Source organism: Bordetella sp. BOR01 (assembly GCF_019218885.1).
In the GTDB taxonomy this organism is placed as follows: domain Bacteria; phylum Pseudomonadota; class Gammaproteobacteria; order Burkholderiales; family Burkholderiaceae_B; genus Bordetella_A.
Window position 1 is genome coordinate 283,238 of record NZ_JAHUWT010000003.1, and the last position, 21,482, is coordinate 304,719.

Annotated in this window: 25 protein-coding genes; 18 read left to right on the forward strand and 7 right to left on the reverse strand. The window is 66.7% G+C overall.

Features of this window, described 5'->3' with window-relative positions; translation table 11 throughout:
* Positions 1-762, reverse strand: a complete 762-nt coding sequence (locus KW845_RS16095; protein WP_218370320.1) for an isochorismatase family protein — start codon at positions 760-762, stop codon at positions 1-3.
* 13 nt (positions 763-775) lie between these two features.
* Positions 776-1,771, reverse strand: coding sequence for a tripartite tricarboxylate transporter substrate binding protein (locus KW845_RS16100; RefSeq protein WP_218370321.1), 996 nt, complete (start codon positions 1,769-1,771; stop codon positions 776-778).
* Between the two features lie 83 nt (positions 1,772-1,854).
* On the opposite strand from KW845_RS16100, the gene KW845_RS16105 reads away from it, so the two are divergent.
* Positions 1,855-2,610, forward strand: coding sequence for a helix-turn-helix domain-containing protein (locus tag KW845_RS16105; protein ID WP_218370322.1), 756 nt, complete (start codon positions 1,855-1,857; stop codon positions 2,608-2,610).
* 271 nt (positions 2,611-2,881) lie between these two features.
* On the opposite strand, the gene purT is transcribed toward KW845_RS16105, so the two are convergent.
* Positions 2,882-4,096, reverse strand: coding sequence for a formate-dependent phosphoribosylglycinamide formyltransferase (purT, locus tag KW845_RS16110; RefSeq protein WP_218370323.1), 1,215 nt, complete (start codon positions 4,094-4,096; stop codon positions 2,882-2,884).
* Between the two features lie 101 nt (positions 4,097-4,197).
* Here purT and KW845_RS16115 point away from each other — a divergent pair, with 101 nt between their 5' ends.
* The 9 genes from KW845_RS16115 (at position 4,198) to KW845_RS16155 (ending at position 11,554) form a co-directional block, all read left to right on the forward strand.
* Complete coding sequence (locus tag KW845_RS16115) at positions 4,198-5,187, forward strand: SIS domain-containing protein (RefSeq protein ID WP_218370325.1); 990 nt, start codon at positions 4,198-4,200, stop codon at positions 5,185-5,187.
* Positions 5,184-5,792, forward strand: a complete 609-nt coding sequence (locus tag KW845_RS16120) for an HAD family hydrolase (protein WP_218370327.1) — start codon at positions 5,184-5,186, stop codon at positions 5,790-5,792. Before KW845_RS16115 ends, KW845_RS16120 begins: the two co-directional genes overlap by 4 nt.
* Before the next feature lie 11 nt (positions 5,793-5,803).
* Complete coding sequence (gene lptC, locus KW845_RS16125; RefSeq protein WP_218370329.1) at positions 5,804-6,421, forward strand: LPS export ABC transporter periplasmic protein LptC; 618 nt, start codon at positions 5,804-5,806, stop codon at positions 6,419-6,421.
* On the forward strand, positions 6,418-7,038 hold the full coding sequence (lptA, locus tag KW845_RS16130; protein WP_218370331.1) for a lipopolysaccharide transport periplasmic protein LptA: 621 nt from the start codon (positions 6,418-6,420) through the stop codon (positions 7,036-7,038). The genes lptC and lptA overlap by 4 nt, the downstream gene beginning before the upstream one ends.
* Positions 7,039-7,074: 36 nt before the next feature.
* Positions 7,075-7,866 carry an LPS export ABC transporter ATP-binding protein gene (lptB, locus tag KW845_RS16135; protein ID WP_218370332.1) on the forward strand — a complete coding sequence of 264 codons (792 nt, stop codon included), beginning with the start codon at positions 7,075-7,077 and terminating at the stop codon, positions 7,864-7,866.
* Positions 7,867-8,100: 234 nt separating this feature from the next.
* Positions 8,101-8,439, forward strand: a complete 339-nt coding sequence (gene hpf / locus KW845_RS16140; protein WP_218370333.1) for a ribosome hibernation-promoting factor, HPF/YfiA family — start codon at positions 8,101-8,103, stop codon at positions 8,437-8,439.
* A 251-nt stretch (positions 8,440-8,690) separates the two neighbouring features.
* Positions 8,691-9,146: a PTS sugar transporter subunit IIA gene (locus tag KW845_RS16145; protein WP_218370334.1), complete on the forward strand. Its 456-nt coding sequence runs from the start codon at positions 8,691-8,693 to the stop codon at positions 9,144-9,146.
* A gap of 19 nt (positions 9,147-9,165) precedes the next feature.
* Positions 9,166-10,092 (forward strand): HPr(Ser) kinase/phosphatase, encoded by a 927-nt coding sequence (gene hprK, locus KW845_RS16150; RefSeq protein WP_218370335.1) that lies wholly within the window; start codon positions 9,166-9,168, stop codon positions 10,090-10,092.
* Positions 10,093-10,117: 25 nt separating this feature from the next.
* Complete coding sequence (locus KW845_RS16155; protein WP_218370336.1) at positions 10,118-11,554, forward strand: PLP-dependent aminotransferase family protein; 1,437 nt, start codon at positions 10,118-10,120, stop codon at positions 11,552-11,554.
* Positions 11,555-11,564: 10 nt separating this feature from the next.
* On the opposite strand, the gene KW845_RS16160 is transcribed toward KW845_RS16155, so the two are convergent.
* Together KW845_RS16160 and KW845_RS16165 are read right to left on the reverse strand one after the other, a co-directional pair.
* Positions 11,565-12,851 carry a cytochrome c gene (locus KW845_RS16160; RefSeq protein ID WP_218370337.1) on the reverse strand — a complete coding sequence of 429 codons (1,287 nt, stop codon included), beginning with the start codon at positions 12,849-12,851 and terminating at the stop codon, positions 11,565-11,567.
* Positions 12,852-12,860: 9 nt separating this feature from the next.
* On the reverse strand, positions 12,861-13,586 hold the full coding sequence (locus tag KW845_RS16165) for a cytochrome c (protein ID WP_370628267.1): 726 nt from the start codon (positions 13,584-13,586) through the stop codon (positions 12,861-12,863).
* 200 nt (positions 13,587-13,786) lie between these two features.
* On the opposite strand from KW845_RS16165, the gene rapZ reads away from it, so the two are divergent.
* Together rapZ and KW845_RS16175 are read left to right on the forward strand one after the other, a co-directional pair.
* Positions 13,787-14,659 (forward strand): RNase adapter RapZ, encoded by an 873-nt coding sequence (gene rapZ / locus KW845_RS16170; protein WP_218370339.1) that lies wholly within the window; start codon positions 13,787-13,789, stop codon positions 14,657-14,659.
* The gene (locus KW845_RS16175; RefSeq protein WP_218370341.1) at positions 14,656-15,609 is read left to right on the forward strand and encodes a septal ring lytic transglycosylase RlpA family protein; all 954 of its coding nucleotides are present in this window, start codon (positions 14,656-14,658) and stop codon (positions 15,607-15,609) included. The genes rapZ and KW845_RS16175 overlap by 4 nt, the downstream gene beginning before the upstream one ends.
* 3 nt (positions 15,610-15,612) lie before the next feature.
* On the opposite strand, the gene KW845_RS16180 is transcribed toward KW845_RS16175, so the two are convergent.
* Positions 15,613-16,176 carry a methylated-DNA--[protein]-cysteine S-methyltransferase gene (locus tag KW845_RS16180; protein WP_218370342.1) on the reverse strand — a complete coding sequence of 188 codons (564 nt, stop codon included), beginning with the start codon at positions 16,174-16,176 and terminating at the stop codon, positions 15,613-15,615.
* Complete coding sequence (gene rsmI, locus KW845_RS16185; protein ID WP_218370343.1) at positions 16,173-17,108, reverse strand: 16S rRNA (cytidine(1402)-2'-O)-methyltransferase; 936 nt, start codon at positions 17,106-17,108, stop codon at positions 16,173-16,175. Before rsmI ends, KW845_RS16180 begins: the two co-directional genes overlap by 4 nt.
* A 65-nt stretch (positions 17,109-17,173) precedes the next feature.
* On the opposite strand from rsmI, the gene KW845_RS16190 reads away from it, so the two are divergent.
* The 6 genes from KW845_RS16190 to KW845_RS16215 all read left to right on the forward strand — a co-directional run bounded on the left by KW845_RS16190 (position 17,174) and on the right by KW845_RS16215 (position 21,459).
* Entirely contained in the window at positions 17,174-17,656 is a 483-nt protein-coding gene (locus KW845_RS16190) for a YraN family protein (protein WP_218370344.1), read from the forward strand.
* Between the two features lie 36 nt (positions 17,657-17,692).
* Complete coding sequence (locus tag KW845_RS16195) at positions 17,693-18,286, forward strand: phosphoheptose isomerase (protein WP_218370345.1); 594 nt, start codon at positions 17,693-17,695, stop codon at positions 18,284-18,286.
* A complete protein-coding gene (locus tag KW845_RS16200) occupies positions 18,283-19,020 on the forward strand; it encodes a BON domain-containing protein (RefSeq protein WP_218370346.1) in 738 nt (245 codons plus the stop codon). Before KW845_RS16195 ends, KW845_RS16200 begins: the two co-directional genes overlap by 4 nt.
* Positions 19,021-19,515: a peroxiredoxin gene (locus KW845_RS16205; RefSeq protein ID WP_218370347.1), complete on the forward strand. Its 495-nt coding sequence runs from the start codon at positions 19,021-19,023 to the stop codon at positions 19,513-19,515.
* Between the two features lie 81 nt (positions 19,516-19,596).
* On the forward strand, positions 19,597-20,481 hold the full coding sequence (locus KW845_RS16210; RefSeq protein ID WP_218370348.1) for a LysR family transcriptional regulator: 885 nt from the start codon (positions 19,597-19,599) through the stop codon (positions 20,479-20,481).
* 156 nt (positions 20,482-20,637) lie between these two features.
* Positions 20,638-21,459 (forward strand): TauD/TfdA family dioxygenase, encoded by an 822-nt coding sequence (locus KW845_RS16215; protein ID WP_218370349.1) that lies wholly within the window; start codon positions 20,638-20,640, stop codon positions 21,457-21,459.
* Positions 21,460-21,482 lie beyond the last annotated feature (23 nt).

Sequence of the window (21,482 nt, forward strand, 5' to 3'; positions counted from 1 at the left end):
TCAGGCCGGCTTGTGTTCCACGGCCCGCACCAGGCTGGCCACGTCGCTGACCCAGCCGAAGAAGGTCTCGACGTTGTACAGCGTGGCCTGCAACGTGAATGCGGGCCCCGCCTGGGTGGTGGCATCGGCCAGCAAAGCGCAGAAATATTCGTAGTGATAGGCGTCGCGCAGCGTGGACTCGACGCAAACGTTGGTGGCTATGCCGGCAAACAGCAGGGTGCGCAGACCGCGTGATCGCAACAGGCTGTCGAGCGTGGAATTGAAGAAGCCGCTGTAGCGGGTCTTGGCGACGACGATGTCGCCCGCTTGCGGGGCCAGCGCGTCGACCAGGGCGTAGTCCCAGCCGCCCTTGCACAGCAGCTTGCCGTCCAGTGCGGCCTGCTGGCGCATGACGCGCAGCGCATTGGACTTGTGCCAGTTGGGCGAGCCGGGGCCGCCGGCCTCGACATATTGGGCATCCCAGCCGTTCTGCAAGTACACCACTTGGATACCCGCGGCCCGGGCCGCATCCAGCGCCCGCAGCGTGCCCTCGACGGCCCCGGCCGCCTGCGAGATGTCGAAACCCGCCTGGTCCATGTAGCCGCCCTTGGACACGTAGGCGTTCTGCATGTCCACCACCACCAGTGCGGTCGAGGCGGGATCGAAATGCAGTGCTTGCGGGCGCGCGTCCAGTGACAGCGCGCCTTGGCCGGCGAACGGCGGGCGGCCCACGCGCCGGGCGTCGTCGGGATCGTTGAGACGGAAGGAAGATTGCCTGGTCATGCCATGCTCCTTTTTACTGGTCCAGCTTGCCGATGCCGGCGGCTTCGATGCGCTGCTGCAGTATGCGCCGGCTGTCCGCGATGAAATCGCGGTATTGGCCGGACGGCTCGGCAAACAGCCTGATCGACAAAGTCTCGGCCGCGTATTTGATCAGTTCCGGATCGGCCACCGCCTGCTTCACTGCTTCGGCAATCTGCCGCTGGATCGCCGGATCCACGCCGGCCGGCGCTGCCAGGCCCAGCGTATAGCCGGTATCGAGGTTGTCGTGGCCCAGCTCGCGGAAGGTAGGCACATCGGGAGCATTGGGCAGCCGCTGCTCCCCGGACACCACCAGCACCCTGACCTTGCCCTGGTCGATGAACCCGATGCTCGACGGAATGATGTTGCCGAACAGAATCTGGATCTCGCCGCCCAGCAAGGCGATCATGGCCGGCCCCTGCCCCGCGAACGGGATATGCACCATGTCCAGGTCGAACTGCTTCGACAGCCACGACAAGCCCAGGTTGGTCGAGTTTGACACCCCATACGACCCGTAGAACGTCTTGCCCTTGTGCTGGCGCGCATAGGAAAGGAAATCCTGGAAGGTCTTCACCGGCGTATCCGCGTTGACGAACAGCGCAAACGGGCTGGCCGCGAAACGGGTGATCGGCACCAGGTCTTTATCGGGATCGTAGGACAAGTGGTTGTACAGCAGCGGATTGAGCTGGAAGGTGGAGTCGGACGCGAACAACAGCGTATAGCCGTCGGCCGGTGCACGCGCCACGGCCGATGCCGCGATCGACTCGCTGGCGCCCGGCCGGTTTTCGACGATGACCTTCTGCCGCCAGATCTCGCTGAGCTTGCGCGCCAGGGCACGCGCCATGCTGTCGGTGCCGCCGCCCGGCGCATACGGCACGATGAGCCGCACGGGCTGCTGCGGATAGGCATCAGGCGCCGCCGCAGCGGTGTTGCCAGTCAACAGGCCGGCGGCGCAAGCCAGCGCGGCCAGGGCTTTTTGGTAAGGTATCATGCTTAGTCTCCAGGGTTCCCTGGGCACGGCACGGCGCGCACCAAGGACGTTGATTCGAACAAGAAGCAATAGGAAAAGAAAAGATGGGCTCGTACGAACCGGTGGTCGCGTTGATGCGGGGCCTCGAGGTCTTGCGGTGCCTTAACGAACAAGGGCCCGCCAGCGTGGGCCAGCTTCACGCCCACACCGGCATCGCCAAGCCCACCATCGTGCGCATTCTCGAAACGCTGGCCCATACAGGCTACGTACAGCGCTGCGACGACGACCGCAAATACTCCGTTACCGCGAAAGTGCTGGCATTGGCCAATGGCTACGACGCCCAGGCCCAGTTGCTGGCGGTGGCCTCGCCCATCCTCGACGCGCAGCGGCAAACCGTGGGCTGGCCGATCGAACTGGGCGTCTTCGACAATGACGCCATGGTCATCCTGAACACCAGCCGCAAGGCCGGCGTGCTGGCGATCAACCGCAAGCCTGGCTCGCGCGTGCCGGTACTGCGCACGGCGCTGGGCCGCGCCTATTTGGCGGCCCTGGCCCCGTCGATATTGCACGACCAGCTGCTCAGGCTGGCCGAGTTGCCGGGCCCCGACTTCGACCCGGCCAGGAAGAAAACCGAACTTGCGGCGATCCTGGCCACGGCACGCGAACGCGGCTACGCCGTGGCCGACACGGAAACGCTGAGCAACGGCCGCGCCCTGGGCTGTGCCATCGTGCACGACCACGAGCCCATCGCCAGCGTGAACATCGTGGTGCATACCTCGGCCATGTCGCGCGCCGAACTCGAACAACGGTTCGGCGACGTCATCCGCACCATTGCCGCCGACATCTCGGACGCGCTGTAGCCCCACAGCCGTTCGAGGCCCCTCCAGTAGGATAAGCATGACTTCCCAGCCCGCCAGGTCGTTTCAACTATTGAAATACCATTTCAATAATAGTCTAAACGACCGAAGCCCCAACCAGCACCCAGGGCTTACCCCAGCCCGCAGTCGACAGCCCCGGCACCCATCCCACGCATGCCACCCAGCGTGGCCAAGAATTCAAGAACTCAATCGCCCCCAGCAGCCTGGCGCATTGAACCCGTCACGACGCCAGAAGAACCAGAACATGGCCCCTTCAACCCTTGACCACCACCGCCCCCGACACCCGCTTCGCCTTGTCCCGTGCCGCATCGACATCCCCCGAGGTGGCCAACGCCACCCCCATGCGGCGCTTCACAAAGGATTCAGGCTTGCCGAACAGTCGGATATCGGTGCCGGCCTCGGCCAAGGCTTGCGCCACCTGGTGAAACGACACCCCACGGGCGTCGACGCCGCCGTAGATGACGCTGCTGGCGCCGGGCTGGCGCAGCGCGGTGTCCACCGGCAAGCCCAGCAGGGCGCGCGCATGCAGTTCGAACTCGCTCTGCACCTGGCTGATCATGGTGACCATGCCGGTATCGTGCGGCCGCGGACTGACCTCTGAAAACCACACCTGGTCGCCAGCCACGAACAATTCGACTCCGAATACCCCCATGCCGCCCAATTCGCCAGTGATGGCGCGGGCGATATCGCGGGCACGCTCGAGCGCCAGGGGCTGCATGGCGTGGGGCTGCCAGCTTTCGACGTAGTCGCCGTCGACCTGCAAGTGGCCGATAGGATCGCAGAAATGCGTCTGGATGCTGCCGTCGGCGCCGCGTGCCCGCACTGTCAACAGCGTGATTTCGTAGTCGAAGCGGATGAAGCCCTCGACAATGATGCGGCCCGCCCCTACCCGGCCCCCTTCCTGCGAATAGCGCCAGGCGCCGGCGATATCGTCGGGCCCATGGATGACCGACTGGCCCTTGCCCGATGAGGACATCACGGGCTTGACCACGCAGGGGTAGCCAATGCCGCCGTCTATGGCCTGGCGCAGTTCGGCATCGGAATCGACGAAACGGTAAGGCGATACCGGCAGGCCCAGCGTTTCGGCGGCCAGCCGGCGGATACCTTCGCGGTTCATGGTGAGCTGCGCGGCGCGGGCCGTGGGTGTAACACGCACCGTGCCGGCGGCCTCGAGCTCGACCAACGCCCCGGTGGCGATGGCCTCGATCTCGGGCACGACCACGTCGGGGCGCTCTTGCTCGATGAGCTGGCGCAGGGCGTCGGGGTCGGTCATGGGAATGACGTGCGCGCGGTGCGCCACCTGGTGGCCCGGCGCGTCGGCATAGCGGTCGACCGCAATGACCTCGACACCCAGGCGCTGCAGGGCGATGATGACTTCCTTGCCCAGTTCGCCTGCGCCCAGCAACATGACGCGGGTAGCCGAAGCGGACAAGGGCGTGCCCAATATGGGCGCAGGGACAGAGGACATGATGGCGGGCCTGGTCAAGAGTTGAAACGGAAAATTGCGGCGCCAGCATGCCATAGCCCCCAAGCGCCGGCAACCTGCCATACTGCGATTAAAATCCGTCCATGACCGACCATCCCCTTCCCTCGTGCGGCACCGCGCTCGACTCTGCGCACCGCACCCTGCAAATCGAAGCACAGGCCATCTCCGACCTTTCGGCACGCCTGGACGATAGCTTCACTCGCGTGGTCGACATGCTGCTGGCCTGCCGCGGCCGCGTGGTGGTCAGCGGTATCGGCAAGACCGGCCATATCGCGCGCAAGATCGCCGCCACGTTTGCCTCGACCGGCACCCCCGCCTTCTTCGTGCATGCCGCCGAAGCCATCCACGGCGACCTGGGCATGGTCACCCGCGACGACGTCCTGATCGCGATCTCGCATTCCGGCTCGGGCCAGGAACTCCTGACCATCCTGCCGGTGGCCCGCCGCATGGGCGCCGGCCTGGTAGCCATCACGGGCAACCCGTCTTCGGAACTGGCCCGCCTGGCCGACCTGCACCTGGACACCAGCGTGGCGCAGGAAGCCTGCCCGCTGAACCTGGCGCCCACCGCCAGCACCACGGCGGCGCTGGCCCTGGGCGATGCGCTGGCCGTGGCCTGCCTGGAAGCCCGAGGCTTCGGCCCCGAAGACTTCGCCCGCTCGCATCCCGGCGGTACGCTCGGGCGCCGCCTGCTGACCCACGTGCGCGATGTCATGCGCCAGGGCGCCGCACTGCCCACCGTGGCCGAAGACTCGCCCCTGTTTCCCGCCCTGGAAGAAATGTCGGCCAAGGGCATGGGCATGACCATCGTGCTGGACGCGGCCGGCAAGCCCTCCGGCATCTTCACTGACGGCGACCTGCGCCGCCTGATCGAGCGCCACGGCGACATCCGCAACCTGACCGTGGTCCAGGGCATGACCCGCATGCCGCGCAGCATCGGCCCCGATGCGCTGGCCGCGGAAGCGGCCCGCCAGATGGACGAGCAGCGCCTGAACCAGATGCTGGTCCTGAATACCGACGGCACCCTGCTGGGCGCCCTGCACATGCACGACCTGATGGCCGCGAAAGTGGTATGACCATGACAACATCCCGTTCCTCGACCCACCCCGCCGAAGCCCTGGTACTGGCCCGCATCACCCCGGCAGTGCGCGAGCGGGCGGCCGCCGTGCGCCTGATGGTGTTCGACGTCGACGGCGTGCTTACCGACGGCAGCCTGTACTACGGCGAAAACGGCGAACTCTTCAAGCGCTTCCATGCGCTGGATGGCCATGGCCTGCGCCTGCTGCTCGAAGGCGGCCTGAAAGTGGCGCTGATTACCGGCCGGTCGGGCCCCATCGTCGACCGCCGCGCTGCCGAACTGGGTATTGCCGAAGTCATGCAGGGCGTACGCGACAAGGGTGCGGCCCTGACGGAACTCGCCCAGCGCAACGGGGTCGAACTGAACCAGACCGGCTACATGGGCGATGACATCATCGACCTGCCCGCCATGCAGCGGGCCGGTTTCGCCGCCAGCGTCGCCAACGCGCCCGGCTACATCGCCCAGGCCGCGCACTGGGTTGCCTCGCAACCCGGCGGCGGCGGCGCGGTACGCGAATGCTGCGACCTGCTGCTGGCTTCGCAGGGCCGGCTGGGCACCTTCATGATGGCGCCCGGCCTGCTAGGCCCTGGCGCCATCCAGTAACTGCGCCCGGCATGAAAGAACGCTTCCCTTCCCTGATTGCCCTGTTCCTGCTGATTGCCCTGGTGGCCGGCACGTGGTGGGCTGCCGACTACGCGCAGCGCGCCATCCCCATCGACCCGCCGCGGCGCCTGACCCACGAAATGGATTCCTGGGCGCGCGATTTCGTCATGCTGCGCACCGATCCGGCCGGCCAGCCCATCAACCGCCTGGAAGGCGAGTACGCCGAGCACTTCCCCGACGACGATTCGTACCACATCACCGGCCCGCGCGCGATCGGCCAGCAGGAAGCCAACCCCATCACGGTCGGCACCTCGAAGACCGCCATCATGGAACACGGGGGCCGGCGCATCGTCATGAACGGCAACGCACATGTGCACCGCCAGCAAGATGCCAACAACGACTCGCTGGACGTGCGCAGCGAACAGCTCATCATCCTGCCCGACGACGACGTGGTCTACACCGACCTGCCAGCAGTCGTCATCAAGGGCAATTCGCGCATGAGCGGCACTGGCATGCGCTACAACAACAAGACCCGCCAGCTCCAGGTATCGGCGTCCACCGACGTCGAGATCGCCGGCTCCGAAACACGCAAGCGCCCCTCGGGCGACTCAACCCAGACCCAACCATGACCCACTTACGGATCTCTCTCGCTTTGCGATCGCTTGCCTGCATGTTGCTGCTGGGCATGGCGGCCCACGCGCATGCGCAGCAGAACGCGCCCGCCGAAGAGCCCAGCACGCTGATCCTGTCCGACACCCTGCACTACGACGACGTCAAGCGGCAAAGCATTTTCACCGGCAACGTGGTGCTTACGCGCGGCCTCATGAAGCTGACGGCCGACCGGCTCGAAGCCAATGAAGACGCGTCCGGCAACCAGTTCGGCACGGCCACGGCCAATAAGGGCAACATCGTCACCATCCGCCAGGAACGCCCCGAGACCTTCGAAGTCATCGAAGGCAAGGGCCTGCGCGCCGAATACAACAGCGGCACGAGCGAGTTCGACCTGATCGGCCAAGCCATCGTCACCCGGTACATCTGTGGCAAGCCGTTCGACACGATCCGTGGCGAGCGGGTGCGCTACAACGAGAAAACCGGTGTCTACCAGGCTCAGGGTGGGCCCAATTCGTCGGCGCCCGGCGGACGCGTGCGCTCGTTTGCCGCGCCGCGCGCCAAGGCCGACGCCGCCATCGCCGAATGCCGCGCCGCCAAGGGCGGCACGAGCGCCAAGGCCAAACAGGGTGGCTGACCGCCCCGTTCCCCGTTGTTTTCATCCGCATACACAATGACTCAGATCTCCACGCCTCCACCTGCGCCCTCTGCCTCGGGCGTCAAGCAGGGCAGCCTGCGTGCCACCGGCCTGCGCAAGGTCTACAACGGCCGTACCGTGGTGCAAGATGTCTCGCTGTCGGTCGTCAGCGGCGAAGTCGTGGGGCTGCTGGGCCCCAATGGCGCCGGCAAGACCACCAGCTTCTACATGATCGTCGGCCTGGTGCCGGCCGACGCGGGCCGTATCGAAATCGACGACATACCGATCACCTCGATGCCCATCCACAAGCGGGCTCGCATGGGCCTGTCGTACTTGCCGCAAGACGCCTCGGTATTCCGGCGCCTGACGGTCGAGCAGAACATCCGGGCGGTGCTTGAACTGCAGGTCGATGCCCAGGGCAAAAGCCTGTCCGAGGCCCAGATCAAAGAACAACTGGAAGCCTTGCTCGACGAGCTGCAAATCGGCCATATCCGCGGCAACACCGCCATCTCGCTGTCCGGCGGCGAACGTCGCCGGGTGGAAATCGCCCGCGCGCTTGCCACGCACCCGCGGTTCATCCTGCTTGACGAGCCCTTCGCAGGTGTCGACCCGATCGCGGTGATCGAGATCCAGCGCATCGTGCGCTTCTTGAAGGGCCGCGGCATCGGCGTGCTGATCACCGACCACAACGTGCGCGAAACGTTGGGCATCTGCGACCGCGCCTACATCATCAGCGAAGGCAAAGTGCTGACCGATGGCCAGCCTGACGAGATCGTCGGCGACCCGGCCGTGCGGCGCGTCTACCTGGGCGAACACTTCCGCATGTAACCGCTCCGGCCCCTGGGAAAACCCCATCCCCGGGGCATCTCTATGACGTGGCATGCGCTTGTCCCAGGGCAACTTGTTTTACCCGGCAGAGTCTATACACTAGTACTAACAGCCGCCGCCCGACAGCGGCAGTACCGTAGTTCAACCCCCCTCATTTCCCTCTACAGGAGACCCTACCCCCACATCCCCGCGCAATACCGCGCAACTATTTCTCTTTCAGAAGGAGAGCGCACTATGAACCTGAGCATCTGCGGTCGTCATCTCGACGTCACCCCGGCCATCCGGGAATATGTCATGAATAAACTGGCGCGAGTGCTGCGGCATTTCGATCACGTGATCGATACCCAGGTCATGCTCTCAGTAGAGCCCCTGCGGCATAAAGCCGAAATCACCATGAGACTGCGCGGCAAAGACATCCATTGCGAAGCCGTGGATGAAAACCTTTACGCAGCCATTGACCTGCTGGCCGACAAAATCGACCGCCAGGTCCTCAAGCACAAAGACAAGGTGCAAAGCCATACGGCAGAGTCGGTGAAGCGACAAGCTGCTGCCATCGCGCAGCAAAATCCGTAGTCCCGCGCTTCATCCACGCTCGAGTCGTCCACGCACCCCAGCTTGAGCCCGAAGATCCCCTGGCGGATCTTACCGATCCCGATGTCCCGCGAGATGCAGTATCCTTCCCGCCGGGGCATCGGCAAATCTCTCCCCCGTTTACTTCCCTCTCCCATTGCCGCCCGGAACCGACTATGCTTGCCGGATCCCGCAACCGGCGAGCGGCCGCAGCCAGTTTTTGCACTGCGGCATATAACCCTATAATGATCCGCATGAATCATTTGTCGCGCATCCTACCCGCCGGCAACGTCGTGCTCGACATGCAGGCCACCAGCAAGAAGCGGGCATTCGAGCAGGCCGGCTTGCTTTTCGAGAACTATCACGGCCTGGCGCGAACCATCGTGTTCGACAGCCTGTTTGCCCGCGAGCGCCTGGGGTCTACCGCCCTGGGGCAGGGCGTAGCCGTGCCGCACGGCCGCGTAAAGGGCCTGGAAGAACCGCTGGCCGCGTTCATCCGCCTGGCGCAGCCGGTGCCGTTCGACGCCCCCGACGGCCAGCCGGTCACCATGCTGATGTGCCTGCTGGTACCCGAAACCGCCACCCAGCAGCACCTGGACATCCTGGCCGAGCTGGCCCAGCTCATGTCCAACAAGGCGCTGCGCGAAGCCCTGGGCACCGAAGCCAACCCGGCCGAAGTCCACCGGATGCTCACCACGGGCCAACGCTGACCTTCGCCGAGCCGCTGCCATGCTTACCGTGCAGGAACTGGTCGACGACAACGCCGACGGAATCCCCTTCAACTGGATCGCGGGCCACAGCGCCGCCGAGCGCGCCATCCGCGATGACGGCATGGCAGCCGCCGACCTGGTCGGCCACCTGAACCTCATCCACCCCTCGCGCATCCAGGTGTTCGGCCAGGAAGAGCTGGCCTACTACAGCCGCTTCGACCTGCGCCGCCGCACGCACCACATGGACGAGCTGCTGATCGGCGGCGTGCCGGCCATCTTGCTGGCCGACGGCCTGACCCCGCCGCAAGACCTGGTCGACCAATGCGACCAGCACCAGGTGCCGCTGCTGTCCACCCCGGTGGCGGCGGCCCAGCTCATCGACCTGCTGCGCATCTATCTAAGCAAGAAGCTGGCGCCCACCACCACCGTGCATGGCGTCTTCATGGACGTGCTGGGCCTGGGGGTGCTGATCACCGGCGAATCGGGGCTGGGCAAGAGCGAACTGGCGCTTGAACTGATCTCGCGCGGGCATGGCCTGGTGGCCGACGACGCGGTGGAATTCTCGCGCATCGCCCCCGGCATGATCGAAGGGCACTGTCCGGCGCTGCTGCAGAACATGCTGGAAGTCCGCGGGCTGGGACTGCTGGATATCCGTACCATCTTCGGCGAGACCTCGGTGCGCCGCAAGATGCGCTTGAAACTGATCGTGCACCTGGTGCGCGCCACCGCCCAAGACAAATTCGAGCGCCTGCCGCTGCAAGACATCACCCAGGACATGCTGGGCATGCCGGTGCGCAAGGTGATGCTGCAAGTGGCAGCCGGCCGCAACCTGGCCGTGCTGGTCGAGGCGGCGGTGCGCAACACCATCCTGAAACTGCGCGGCATCGATACCCTGGGCGAGTTCATGGAACGCCAGGCCATGGCGATTCTGCAAAGCAGCAAATAGCCGCCGCGATGGCGGCCCCGACGCCATGGCGGTAACACGCTACCAGGCACTGGCCGATGATATCGCGCGTTCCATCCGCGAAGGCCTGCTGCGCGAGGGCGACAAACTGCCGTCAGTGCGCGAAACCTGCGCCAGCCGCGCCGTCAGCCCGTCTACCGTGTTCCAGGCCTACTACCTGCTCGAGGCGCGAGGCCTGGTGCGCGCCCAGCCGCGTTCGGGCTATTACGTACGCGCGCTGCCCCGGGCCCTGCCGCCCGAACCCGGCACGTCGCAGCCAGGCGGCGAGTCCACGTCGCTGGCCATCAGCGCCCGCATTTTCGACATTCTCGATTCCGTGCGCGATCGCAAGGTCGTGCCGCTGGGCTCGGCGTTCCCGGCGGCATCGCTGTTTCCCCTGGAACGCCTGGGCCAGGCCATGTCCGGCTACCTGCGCCATCTCGACCCCCACGACACGGTCGAAGGCTTGTCGCCGGGCAACCCGCGCCTGCGCCGCCAGATCGCCCTGCGCTACCGGGCGGCCGGCGTAGCCGTAGGCCCGGAAGACGTGGTCATCACCACCGGCGCACTCGACGCGCTGAACCTGTGCCTGCACGTAACGACCCAGCCGGGCGACGCGGTCGTTGTCGAATCCCCCACCTTCTACGGCGCGCTGCAGGCGCTGGAGCAGCGCGGGCTGAAGGCGGTCGAGGTACCCACCCATCCGCGCCAGGGCATCGACCTGGACGCGCTAGAAACCGCCATCGCGCGTCACGCCCCCAAGGCCTGCTGGCTGATGACGCAGTTCCAGAACCCGCTGGGCAGCCTGATGCCCGATGAGAACAAGCGCGAGCTGGTCGCCCTGCTGGCGCGCCACCAGATTGCGCTGATAGAAGACGACGTATACAGCGAGCTGTACTTCGGCGACATACGCCCCCTGCCTGCCAAGGCCTACGACACGCAGGGCCTGGTGCTGCATTGCTCGTCGTTCTCGAAATGCCTGGCGCCAGGGTATCGGATCGGCTGGGCCGTGGCGGGCCGCTATGCGCGGGCGGTGCAACAGCTGAAGCTGGCGACCACGCTGTCGGCCTCGGGGCCGCCGCAGGGTGCGCTGGCCCAGTACCTGGAACAGGGCGGCTACGATCGCCACCTGCGCCGGCTGCGCGGCACGTTGGCGGCCCAGCAGGAACGCATGCTGGATGCCGTGGCGCGTTATTTCCCGGCCGGTACGCGCGTGACGCGCCCGCAGGGCGGCTTCTTCGTGTGGCTGGAAATGCCGCCGGGCACCGATGCCCTTGCCTTGCATCGTCGCGCGCTGGCGCGTGGCATCAGCGTGGCGCCCGGGCCGATTTTTTCGGCCAGCCAGCAGTTCGGCCATGCCCTGCGCCTGAACTATGGGCATCCCTGGGACGACCGCATGGAAGACGCCATGCGCGAGCTGGGTAGCCTGGCCGGCCGCCGCGATGCGGCCCGGCCCCGGCGCTAGGGGCTAGGGGCTAGTTCAGCGTAGAGGCATCGCGCACGCGCTTGACCTCGAACGGCCTGACGCCGCCCGCCTGGTTGCCCCAGCTCGAGCGAATATACGAAACCAGCGCGGCGATGTCGTTGTCGGCCAGCACCGGCCCGAACGGCGGCATGCCATGCGGCCACGGATTGGCCGCCGTGGCCGGCGCGAATCCGCCATCGAGCACCATGCGGATGGTGTTGACCGGCGAGGGCGCCGTCACCGTGGGGTTGCCCGCCAGCGCGGGCCACGCGGTACCGCTACCCTGCCCCTGGTCTTGGTGGCACTGGGCGCAATGCTGCTGGTACAGCTTGCCGCCATGGTCCATCAAGGCCGCCGAAGGCTCGGGCCCTCGTGCAGGCCCGGCCGCCGGCGTGGACGGCAAGGACTTCAAGTAAGTGCCGATGGCCAGCGCATCATCGTCGTTCAAGTATTGCGAACTGCCCAGCACCACTTCGGCCATCGGCCCGCTGGCCGTGGAATGCCGGGCCATGCCGGTCTGCAGCAGCATGGCGATGTCTTGCGCGCTCCAGTTGCCGAGCCCCGTGTTCGGGTCGTTGCCCAGGGGCGGCGCATACCAGTCCAGGCCGGCAATCAGCCCGCCGGCCAGGCCGTCGGCCGCCCGGGTGGCGCCCAGGCGATTGCGCGGCGCGTGGCAGGCCGCACAGTGCCCCAGCCCCTCGACCAGGTAGCGGCCACGGTTCCATGGCACGGATTCGCCGGGATCGGCTTCAAGCACGCCGGGTTGGAAATACAGGGCGCGCCAGAAAGCCAGCAGGCTGCGCTGGTTGTACGGGAACGCCAGTTCGTGCGGCCGGCTGGGCTGGCTGACGGGCTCGAGCGTGCGCAGGTAAGCGAACAACGCATCCGAATCGGCTCGCGAAATGCGGGTGTATTCGGTGTACGGGAAGGCCGGATACAGCAGGCTGCCGTCTTTCGACTTGCCGTTGTGCAATGCCCGCCAGAAATCATCGGCATTCCAGTCGCCGATACCGGTTTGCGGATCGGGGGTGATGTTGGGGCCGTACAGCGTGCCGAACGGCGTGGGAATCGCCGTGCCGCCGGCATAGGCCTGCCCGCCTTGCGTCGTATGGCAAGCCATGCAATTGCCCAGGCGGGCCAGGTAGCGCCCCTGCTCTACCATGCGGCCGGTGTCGGCGGGTGCCGCCAAGGCGGCGCCCGGGGCAGTTTCGCGCGTGCCCATCCAGTACAGCGTGGCGATGGCCGCAAGGCACGCCAGCAGGATGGCCAGCAAGCAGTATTTGACGATGCGCTTCATGCCGGCCCTTTAACGTTGCGCCTGGCTGCCGCATTCGGCAGGCAAGTTCAGTGATCCCGCGGGATCCGGCACGTAGGGTTCGACCACCGGACGCGACGCCAGCCATACCGACAGGGCGCCGATGTCTTGCGGCGTGAGCTTGTTGGCAATGTCGGCCATACAGTCGGGCGCCGCAGCGTGGCGCAGGCCGTTCTTCCAGCCGCCGATCTGGGCGCCGATATAGTCGCGCGGCAGGCCCAGCAGGCCCGGAATGGCGGGCGCCAGGCCGCTGAGCGCCGCGCCGTGGCAGGCAACGCAGGCCGGCAGCCCACGGGCCAGATCGCCTTGCATGGCCAGCACGCGGCCGTGCTCGAGCACATCGGCCGACACGGCCGGACGCGCCGGGGTGGGATACGGAACGTGCTGATCGGCGAAGTAGGCGGCGATTTCCAGCAGGTAATCGTCGGGCAGGCCGGCCAGCAAGTGCGCCATGGGCCGATACTGCCGCAAGCCGTCGCGGAAGTTCAGCAATTGGTGATACAGGTAATCGCGCGGCTTGCCGGCCAGCCGCGGATAATAGCCATCCGACCCCGCTTTGCCCTGCTCGCCATGGCAGGCTGTACAGGCCGCGACCCGCGCCCGCATGGTGCCCGGTTGCAGCGTGGCTGCATCTTGGGCGGCTGCCGGTGCGGCCGGCCAGGCCAGCGCCGCGCCCGCCAGGGCCAGCGCGGCCAGGTGGCGCCGCGCCTGCGACATATGGTGGAAAAGGGAAGGTGCTGACATTGCTGCAGTATGCGATAAGAAGATAGGCGGACAGGCCAGGAGGCGAACGGTCCGGGCGCGACAAGGTTACGCTACCGCTGCCGGCCGGTACAGGATCAGTGGCGCAGTTTACGGCCATATCAGATGACATCGCGCCCGCATTATGACGGCAAAATCATGCAACAATCAGAGCCATGCTAAGAGTTGTCCTTATCACCGGAATCTCCGGCTCAGGCAAGTCGGTGGCGCTGCGCATGCTGGAAGATGCCGGCTACACATGCATCGACAATCTGCCGGTTCGTTTTCTCAGCGAGTTCGTCGCCAGCGCGCGCGACGATGGCCTGGAACGGGTTGCCATTGCCATCGATGTACGCTCGCCGGGCGAACTGGCCGAACTGCCGGGCGTGATCACCGCCATGCGTTCCATGGGTACTTCGCTGCGCGTGATCTTCCTTGACGCCAACACCCATACGTTGGCGCAGCGGTATTCGGAATCGCGCCGCCGCCACCCGCTGACCGACCGCCTGTCGCGCGGCGGCCAGACGCCGTCGCTGCTGGATTGCATCTCGCTCGAGCGCGACTTGCTCGCCCCGCTGCGTGAACAAGAACATGTCATCGACACCTCGGACCTGACGCCGGGCCAGCTGCGCTCCTGGATCCGCGACCTGATCCAGGCCGACCGGCCGCCCCTGGTGCTGACCTTCGAGTCCTTCGCCTACAAGCGCGGCGTTCCCAGCGACGCCGACCTGGTCTTCGACGTGCGATGCCTGCCCAACCCCTACTACGACCGCAACCTGCGTCCGCTGACGGGCCGCGACGCGCCCGTGGCCGAGTGGCTGGCCAGCTTCGATATCGTCGGCCAGATGATCGACGACATTGCCGGCTATCTGCAGCGCTGGTTGCCGCAGTACACGCAAGATACGCGCAACTACCTGACCGTGGCCATCGGCTGTACCGGCGGCCAGCATCGCTCGGTGTACGTCGTCGAGCAACTGGCGCAACGCTTTGCCGAACACGACCCGCTGCTGGTGCGCCATCGCACCCAGTTGCCGGAAGAGCCCACATGAACGGCGGGCGCCTGATCCTCGCGCCCATCCTGGTCGGACTGGCCGTCTTGATCGCCGGTTGCTCGTCGCCCGGTACGCGCAAGGCCGGGGGCTACTACCAAGACGACGGGCCAGGCGCCAACCCGCCTTCCGACCTGGACAACATTCCCGATGCCGTGCCGCGGCTCGAGCCCCTGGCCAGCGGCGCAAATCGCCCCTATACGGTATTCGGCAAGCGCTACGTGCCCGTGGTTGACGACGAGCAGAACTACAAACAGCGCGGCCTCGCCTCGTGGTACGGCAGGAAATTCCATGGCAAGCGCACGTCCAACGGCGAGGTCTACGACATGTACGCCATGACGGCGGCCCACCCCACCATGCCGCTGCCCAGCTATGCGCGAGTCACCAGCAGCATCAACGGCCGCACGGTGGTCGTGCGCGTCAACGACCGGGGGCCGTTCCACAGCGACCGGATCATGGACCTGTCGTACGCGGCAGCGCGCAAGCTGGGCATCATCGGCCCGGGCAGCGGCGAAGTCACGGTCGAGCGCATCCTGCCCTCGGAAATTCGCCTGACCCAGTCGCAAAGCCCGGCTGGCGATGCGCCCAGGGCCGAGGCGGCGCAGGCCTCGGCCGACTCCACGCCGCTGCCGGCTGCCACCAACCTGGCCATGACCGAGACTGAACTCGAGCCGGCCCGCGCCATGACTGCCGCGATGCCTGCCGAGCCCGCCGATGGCGTGTACCTGCAGATGGGGGCGTTCAGCCAGCCGTCCAACGCCCAGACCCTGATGCACCGGGTCAATGGCCAGCTCGATAGCGAAGCCGGCATGCCGCCTGCCGTGGTACAGCAAACCGGCAGCCTGTATCGGGTGCGCATCGGCCCCTACAGCGACCGGGCGGCCGCACTGGGCGCGGCCCGGCAAGTGGCCGACCGCACCGGCATCCTGCCCAGCCTGGCCGCCCCCTAGGGCCTACCAGGGCAGTTCGGCTTGCCCGTCGGCCACGCGGCGCGCCCGCGCATCGCGGCCGGGATAGCGGTGTCCTTCGTGCGCCAGCAGCGCCTGCTTGCGTGCCAGGCCGCCACCGAACCCCGTCAACGACGTATCGCGGCCCACGACGCGGTGGCAAGGGATGAAAATCGAAATGGGATTGCGCCCGATCGCCTGGGCAGCCGCCCGCACCGACTTGGGCTTGCCGATGGACACGGCCAGATCGCCATAGCTGCAGGTCGTGCCAAACGGCAGGCCCAGCAGGGCCTGCCATACGGCCTGCTGGAACGCCGTGCCTTGCGGATCGAGCGCCACATCGAACTCACGCCGCTGCCCTGCAAACCATTGGGCCAGTTCATCGCGGGCCTGGCTGAGTACAGGATGCGTGGGCGCAAACCGCCAGGCCGGCGACGGCGGCGGCAAATCCGATTGGTCCAGGAACCAGGCACCACGCAGCGCGGTATCGCTTGCGGCCAGCCGCAAGCCGCCCAGCGGCGTGTCAGTATCCAGGTAGACGACGGCTTCGCAAGGGGCCAGGCGCTTCATGACGACGCCTTGCGTGCCAGGGCCATTGCGTACAAGGCATCGCGCGGCTGCCCGGTCACCTTGGCGGCCACCCGCGCGGCATCGCGCACCGACAGGGTTTCGAGCAAGGCATCGAGCAGCGTACCGGTGGCCGGATCGTCAGGCTCGGCCGCATCGGCGGCGGCCTCGGCGGCGTGCACGATCAGCACGAACTCGCCCTGCGCGCGATGCGGGTCGGCGGCCAGCCACTCGGCCGCCTGCGCCAGGGGCAAGGTGGCGATCTGTTCGAAACGCTTGGTGAGTTCGCGCGCGATAGTCAGCATGCGCTGGGGCCCGCAGGCCTCGAGCAGGTCGGCCAGGCAGGCCGCCAGGCGGTGCGGCGATTCGAACATCACCACGGGCGCGGGCAAGGCACACCACGAACGCAGCCAACGCTGGCGCGCCATTGCCTTGGACGGGGCAAAGCCGGCAAACGCATAGGCGGGGTTTTCATCCGAGGTGGCCCCGCTGCCCATCAGCGCCGCAATGACCGAGCTGGGCCCGGGCACCGGTACCACCGTATAGCCCGCCGCGCGCACCGCGCGCACCACGCGCGCCCCCGGGTCGCTGACCGCCGGGGCACCGGCGTCGGATACCAAGGCCACTCGCTGGCCCTGCGCCAGGCGCTGGCAGATGTCCTGGGCGGCGGACGCCTCATTGTGGCGATGGGCGGCCATCAAGGGGGTGGAAATGCCCCAGGCGTCGAGCAGGCTGCGGCTCGAGCGCGTGTCTTCGGCGGCAATGACATCGGCGCGAGCCAGCGCCTGCCAGGCGCGCAGGCCCAGGTCGCCCAGGTTGCCGATGGGGGTGGCCACGACATACAGCGCGGCCTCTGGCCAATGCTGGCCGGCCACGCGCTCGGCCATGCGGGTCCAGGCGTCGCCGGCGGTCGCGGGCGGGACATTCTGATTCATTGGAAGCTGGCGGCTAGGCGGCAAATTGTGCCAGTGTAGCCGTCCGACTTGCCCAGAGCACGCTCATGCACGACCCCTTCCTGGAAATCGCCTACGAACATGCCCGCCGGGCCCAGCAGCGCCTGCTGAAGCGGCGCCGCGCCGCCGCCGGCCGCAGCGCGCGCCAACCCGCCGAGACGGCCAAGCCGCGGACCTCGCCCACACAACAGGCCGGCTCGGCCCACGAAAGCCAGGCGCTGCGGCTGCTGGCCAGCGCCGGCCTGGTACCGCTGGCGCGCAACCTGCACTGCCGCACGGGCGAGATCGACCTGGTCATGCGCGACGGCGACACGCTGGTGTTCGTCGAGGTGCGTGCGCGGGCCAGCGGCCGCTACGGCGGCGCCGCGGCCAGCGTCGGGCGGGCCAAGCAGGCCCGCCTGCTGCGCAGCGCCGCCTTGCTGCTGCCCGACCTGGCCCACCGCCACTGGAGTGGCCGGATCCCGCCGGTGCGCTTCGATGTGGTGGCCTTCGAAGCCGGCGGCGTCCACTGGCTGCCGGCCGCCTTCTGACTATTGCCGGCCTGGCGCCGTGAGATAATGCCGGCCATGGATATGACCTCTCGGATGACGTCGCACTTTCGCGACGCCATGGCCGTCTGCGAACAAAGCATGCACGCGCTAGCGGGCCCGCTGGCCAGCGCGGTCGACGTGGTGTTCGCCGCGCTGGCCAACAATGGCAAGATACTGGCGTGCGGCAATGGCGGCTCGGCTGCCGATGCGCAACATTTCATTGCCGAACTGGTCGGCCGCTTCGAACGCGAGCGGCTGCCCCTGGCCGGTGTCGCCCTCAATACCGATACGGCCATCCTGACCGCGGTCGGTAACGACTACGGTTTCGAAGAAATCTACGAGCGCCAGGTCAATGCCCTGGGCCAGTCCGGCGATGTCCTGGTGGCCATTTCCACCAGCGGCAACTCCGCCAACGTGATCCGCGCCATCGAAGCTGCCCACGACCGCGAAATATCGGTCATTGCGCTGACCGGCAAGGGCGGCGGGGTCGTCAGTGAACTCCTGACCGCGCACGACGTCCATTTATGCGTGCCCCATGACCGCACCATGCGCATCCAGGAAGTCCACGCCCTGCTGCTGCATGCCCTGTGCGATGGAATAGATGCCCTTCTTCTAGGAGACACCGAATGATGCCCGACGCCAAGACGGTTGCCCGCCCCCTGCTGCTGGCTGCCCTGATCGGTACCGCCGCCCTGTCCCTGTCGGCCTGCGCGCCGCTGGTCGTCGGCGGCGCCGCGGCCACCACCGCCGTGGTCATTACCGACCGGCGTACTTCGGGCGCCCAGCTCGAAGACCAGAACATCTCGTTCAAGGCCGAACGCCAGATCAGCGAAAAACTGGGCGACACCGCGCGCGTCAGCGCCATGGTCTACAACGGCGTGGTGCTGCTGACGGGCGACGTGCCGTCCGAAGCCGCCAAGGCCCAGGCCACCACGCTTACGCAGGGTGTCCAGCACGTCAAGTCGGTGGTCAACCAGCTCAATGTGGGCCCGGTCGCCTCGTTCAGCACCCGCTCGAACGACACCTGGCTGACCTCCAAGGTCAAGACCGCGCTGCTCAACACCAAGTATGTGCCGTCGGCCACCATCGCTGTCACCACCGAGCGCAGCGTGGTATACCTGATGGGCCTGGTCACCGAGTCCGAGGGCAACTATGCCGCCACGGCCGCGTCGGAAGTGGGCGGCGTGGCCAAGGTGGTCAAGCTGTTCCAGGTCATCAGCCGCGAAGAAGCGCTGCGGTTGTCCGGCCCGGGAACCCAACCGGAAGGTGCGCAGTCCAACAGTACCCCGCAGCCCAAGGCCGCCCCGATCGAATCGGGCGGCGGCGGCGCGGTCAACGGCGTACAGGCCATACCGATCAAATAAATGAAAAAGCTCATCCTGACCCTGGCCGTGCTGGTGGCGGCCGGCATCGGCGCCTGGTTCGTCTGGCGGCCGGCGCCGCCCGCGCCCGATGTGGCCTTCACCACCATCGAGGGCAAGACCTTCAGCATGCACGACCTGCGCGGCAAGGTGGTGCTGGTGAAATTCTGGGCCACCAGCTGCGTCACCTGCGTCAAGCAGATGCCTGGCGCGATCGAGACCTACAACGAATACGCGCCCAAGGGCTACGAGGCCGTCGCCGTGGCCATGAGCTACGACCCGCCCAACTACGTGCTGAACTTCGCCGAAACGCGCAAGCTGCCCTTTCCGGTGGCGCTTGACGTCAAGGGCGACATCGCCCGCGCCTTCGGCGACGTGAAACTGACGCCCACCGCCTTCCTGATCGACAAGCAGGGGCATATCATCAAGCGCTACCTGGGCGAATACGATACCGGCGAATTCCACGCCGCCATCGAAAAGGCGCTGGCTGCCGGTTAGGCCCCATCCTGAAAGAAGCCCCAGCGGCCGGGGCGGGCCAGCCAGCCGCATCATCACTGCTTGCATCCCAGGCTGCCCGCCATGCCCCAGAAAATCAACTTCAAGCTGTTGTCCGCATTCATGGCGGTGGCCGAGCATGCCAGCTTCCGCAAGGCCGCCGAACAGGCCTTTGTATCGCTGCCGGCCATCAGCATGCAGATCAAGCAGCTGGAGACGCAGCTGGGCGTTGCACTGTTCCAGCGCACCACCCGGCACGTCGAACTGACGCCCGAAGGCGAAGAGCTGCTGATCAGCACGCGCAAGGCCATGGCCGAGCTCGACGGCGGCCTGACCCGCATCCAGCAGGCCGCCGACGCCCAGCATGGCAACCTGGCCTTCGCCTGCGTGCCTACCGTGGCCGGCACCCGCCTGCCCGCTGTGCTGACCGAATACGCGCGCCTGTACCCGGGCATCTCGGTGCGCGTGCGCGAGCTGTCGCACCACGACCTGCTCGAGGCGGTGCGCCGGCGCGAGGTGGACTTCGGCATCGGCCCGGTGGAAGAAAAGCGCACCGAACTGGACTTCCGCCCGCTCTTTCTGGACGAGTATTGCGCGCTGCTGCCGCGCGGCTACCGCCACAATGGCCGCAAGACGATTTCGCTGCGCGAGCTGACGCGCCTGCGGCTGCTGACGCTGGCGCCCAATTCGCTGTTTCGCAATCACCTGGAAGACGCGCTGCGCGCCAACGGCATCGCGGCCGACCTGAGCTATGAGTTCACCCATGCCAGCACCCTGATCGCCATGGTCGAGGCCGGCCTGGGCGCCGGCATCCTGCCACGCATTGCCGTCCCCCGCAGCACCGTCCTGACCCCCGTGCGCATCGCACGACCCTCTCTGCACCGCACCATTGCCGTCATCACCATCCGGGGATACACCTTGTCGCCCGCGGGGGGAAAGCTGGTAGAGATGCTGAGACGAGAGGGATGAGTGGACGCAGGGGCGGGGGCTTGTGCCGCCCGCGCCCGGATAGCTAAAAATATCTGAATAATCCCTCATATTATTTGATTTGTTCCTGCCCGCGAGCGGCAATACCATGTACCTCGTGCATGGGCACCCTTTTCGCCCGCCTAGGAACCGACTGCCATGAAAATCCGGAAAATCGCCGGCGCGCTGGGCGCCGAACTGTCAGGCATCGACCTGGCCGGTGGCCTGAGCGCCGACCAGGCCACCGCCGTGCGCCAGGCCTTGCTGGACCACCAGGTCATCTTCATCAAGAACCAGCCACTTACGCCGTCGCAGTACCTGGCGTTCGCGCAAGCCATGGGCGAGCCCGTCGAATACCCGTTCGTGCGCGGCCTGGAGGACTATCCCACCATCATCGAGGTCAAGAAGCTGGAGCACGAGACCTCGAACTTCGGCGGCATCTGGCATTCGGACACCACTTACCTGCAAGAGCCTCCCATGGGCTCGATGCTGCTGTCGCGCGAAGTCCCGCCCTATGGCGGCGACACCTTGTTCGCCAATCAGTACATGGCGTACGAATCGCTGTCCGACACCCTGCGCGGATTGCTGGACGGGCTGGTGGGCATCAGCAGTTCGGCGCAGGCCGATGTCTCGAAGACCCGCGAAGACCGTATCCGTACCGATGGGCGCGAGGCGCCCAAGGAATACATGGCCGAGCACCCGGTGGTGCGCACCCACCCGGAAACCGGCCGCAAGGCCCTGTACGTGAACGTGGCGCACACGGTGGGCATCAAGGGCATGCGCCGCGAAGAATCCGCGCCCTTGCTGCAGTTCTTGTTCAGCCACCAGGTCAAGCCGGAATTCACCTGCCGCTTCGCCTGGGAACCCGACACCATCGCCTTCTGGGACAACCGCTGCACGCAGCACAATCCGGTCAATGACTACCACGGCCACCGCCGCATCATGCACCGCATCACCCTGAAAGGCGATCGCCCCGCCTAGGGCGGGGCGATCGGGCGAGCCCG

What these genes read in the sequence shown, in the direction of transcription:
- rapZ (WP_218370339.1), top strand. Translation starts at nt 13,787, where the DNA reads ATGCTAAGAGTTGTCCTTATCACCGGAATCTCCGGCTCAGGCAAGTCG.
- KW845_RS16175 (WP_218370341.1), top strand. Translation starts at nt 14,656, where the DNA reads ATGAACGGCGGGCGCCTGATCCTCGCGCCCATCCTGGTCGGACTGGCC.
- KW845_RS16105 (WP_218370322.1), top strand. Translation starts at nt 1,855, where the DNA reads ATGGGCTCGTACGAACCGGTGGTCGCGTTGATGCGGGGCCTCGAGGTC.
- KW845_RS16160 (WP_218370337.1), bottom strand. Translation starts at nt 12,851, where the DNA reads ATGAAGCGCATCGTCAAATACTGCTTGCTGGCCATCCTGCTGGCGTGC.
- KW845_RS16190 (WP_218370344.1), top strand. Translation starts at nt 17,174, where the DNA reads ATGCACGACCCCTTCCTGGAAATCGCCTACGAACATGCCCGCCGGGCC.
- KW845_RS16210 (WP_218370348.1), top strand. Translation starts at nt 19,597, where the DNA reads ATGCCCCAGAAAATCAACTTCAAGCTGTTGTCCGCATTCATGGCGGTG.
- KW845_RS16165 (WP_370628267.1), bottom strand. Translation starts at nt 13,586, where the DNA reads ATGTCGCAGGCGCGGCGCCACCTGGCCGCGCTGGCCCTGGCGGGCGCG.
- KW845_RS16115 (WP_218370325.1), top strand. Translation starts at nt 4,198, where the DNA reads ATGACCGACCATCCCCTTCCCTCGTGCGGCACCGCGCTCGACTCTGCG.
- lptB (WP_218370332.1), top strand. Translation starts at nt 7,075, where the DNA reads ATGACTCAGATCTCCACGCCTCCACCTGCGCCCTCTGCCTCGGGCGTC.
- KW845_RS16155 (WP_218370336.1), top strand. Translation starts at nt 10,118, where the DNA reads ATGGCGGTAACACGCTACCAGGCACTGGCCGATGATATCGCGCGTTCC.
- KW845_RS16180 (WP_218370342.1), bottom strand. Translation starts at nt 16,176, where the DNA reads ATGAAGCGCCTGGCCCCTTGCGAAGCCGTCGTCTACCTGGATACTGAC.
- KW845_RS16145 (WP_218370334.1), top strand. Translation starts at nt 8,691, where the DNA reads ATGAATCATTTGTCGCGCATCCTACCCGCCGGCAACGTCGTGCTCGAC.
- hprK (WP_218370335.1), top strand. Translation starts at nt 9,166, where the DNA reads ATGCTTACCGTGCAGGAACTGGTCGACGACAACGCCGACGGAATCCCC.
- hpf (WP_218370333.1), top strand. Translation starts at nt 8,101, where the DNA reads ATGAACCTGAGCATCTGCGGTCGTCATCTCGACGTCACCCCGGCCATC.
- lptC (WP_218370329.1), top strand. Translation starts at nt 5,804, where the DNA reads ATGAAAGAACGCTTCCCTTCCCTGATTGCCCTGTTCCTGCTGATTGCC.
- KW845_RS16195 (WP_218370345.1), top strand. Translation starts at nt 17,693, where the DNA reads ATGGATATGACCTCTCGGATGACGTCGCACTTTCGCGACGCCATGGCC.
- rsmI (WP_218370343.1), bottom strand. Translation starts at nt 17,108, where the DNA reads ATGAATCAGAATGTCCCGCCCGCGACCGCCGGCGACGCCTGGACCCGC.
- KW845_RS16205 (WP_218370347.1), top strand. Translation starts at nt 19,021, where the DNA reads ATGAAAAAGCTCATCCTGACCCTGGCCGTGCTGGTGGCGGCCGGCATC.
- lptA (WP_218370331.1), top strand. Translation starts at nt 6,418, where the DNA reads ATGACCCACTTACGGATCTCTCTCGCTTTGCGATCGCTTGCCTGCATG.
- purT (WP_218370323.1), bottom strand. Translation starts at nt 4,096, where the DNA reads ATGTCCTCTGTCCCTGCGCCCATATTGGGCACGCCCTTGTCCGCTTCG.
- KW845_RS16095 (WP_218370320.1), bottom strand. Translation starts at nt 762, where the DNA reads ATGACCAGGCAATCTTCCTTCCGTCTCAACGATCCCGACGACGCCCGG.
- KW845_RS16215 (WP_218370349.1), top strand. Translation starts at nt 20,638, where the DNA reads ATGAAAATCCGGAAAATCGCCGGCGCGCTGGGCGCCGAACTGTCAGGC.
- KW845_RS16200 (WP_218370346.1), top strand. Translation starts at nt 18,283, where the DNA reads ATGATGCCCGACGCCAAGACGGTTGCCCGCCCCCTGCTGCTGGCTGCC.
- KW845_RS16120 (WP_218370327.1), top strand. Translation starts at nt 5,184, where the DNA reads ATGACCATGACAACATCCCGTTCCTCGACCCACCCCGCCGAAGCCCTG.
- KW845_RS16100 (WP_218370321.1), bottom strand. Translation starts at nt 1,771, where the DNA reads ATGATACCTTACCAAAAAGCCCTGGCCGCGCTGGCTTGCGCCGCCGGC.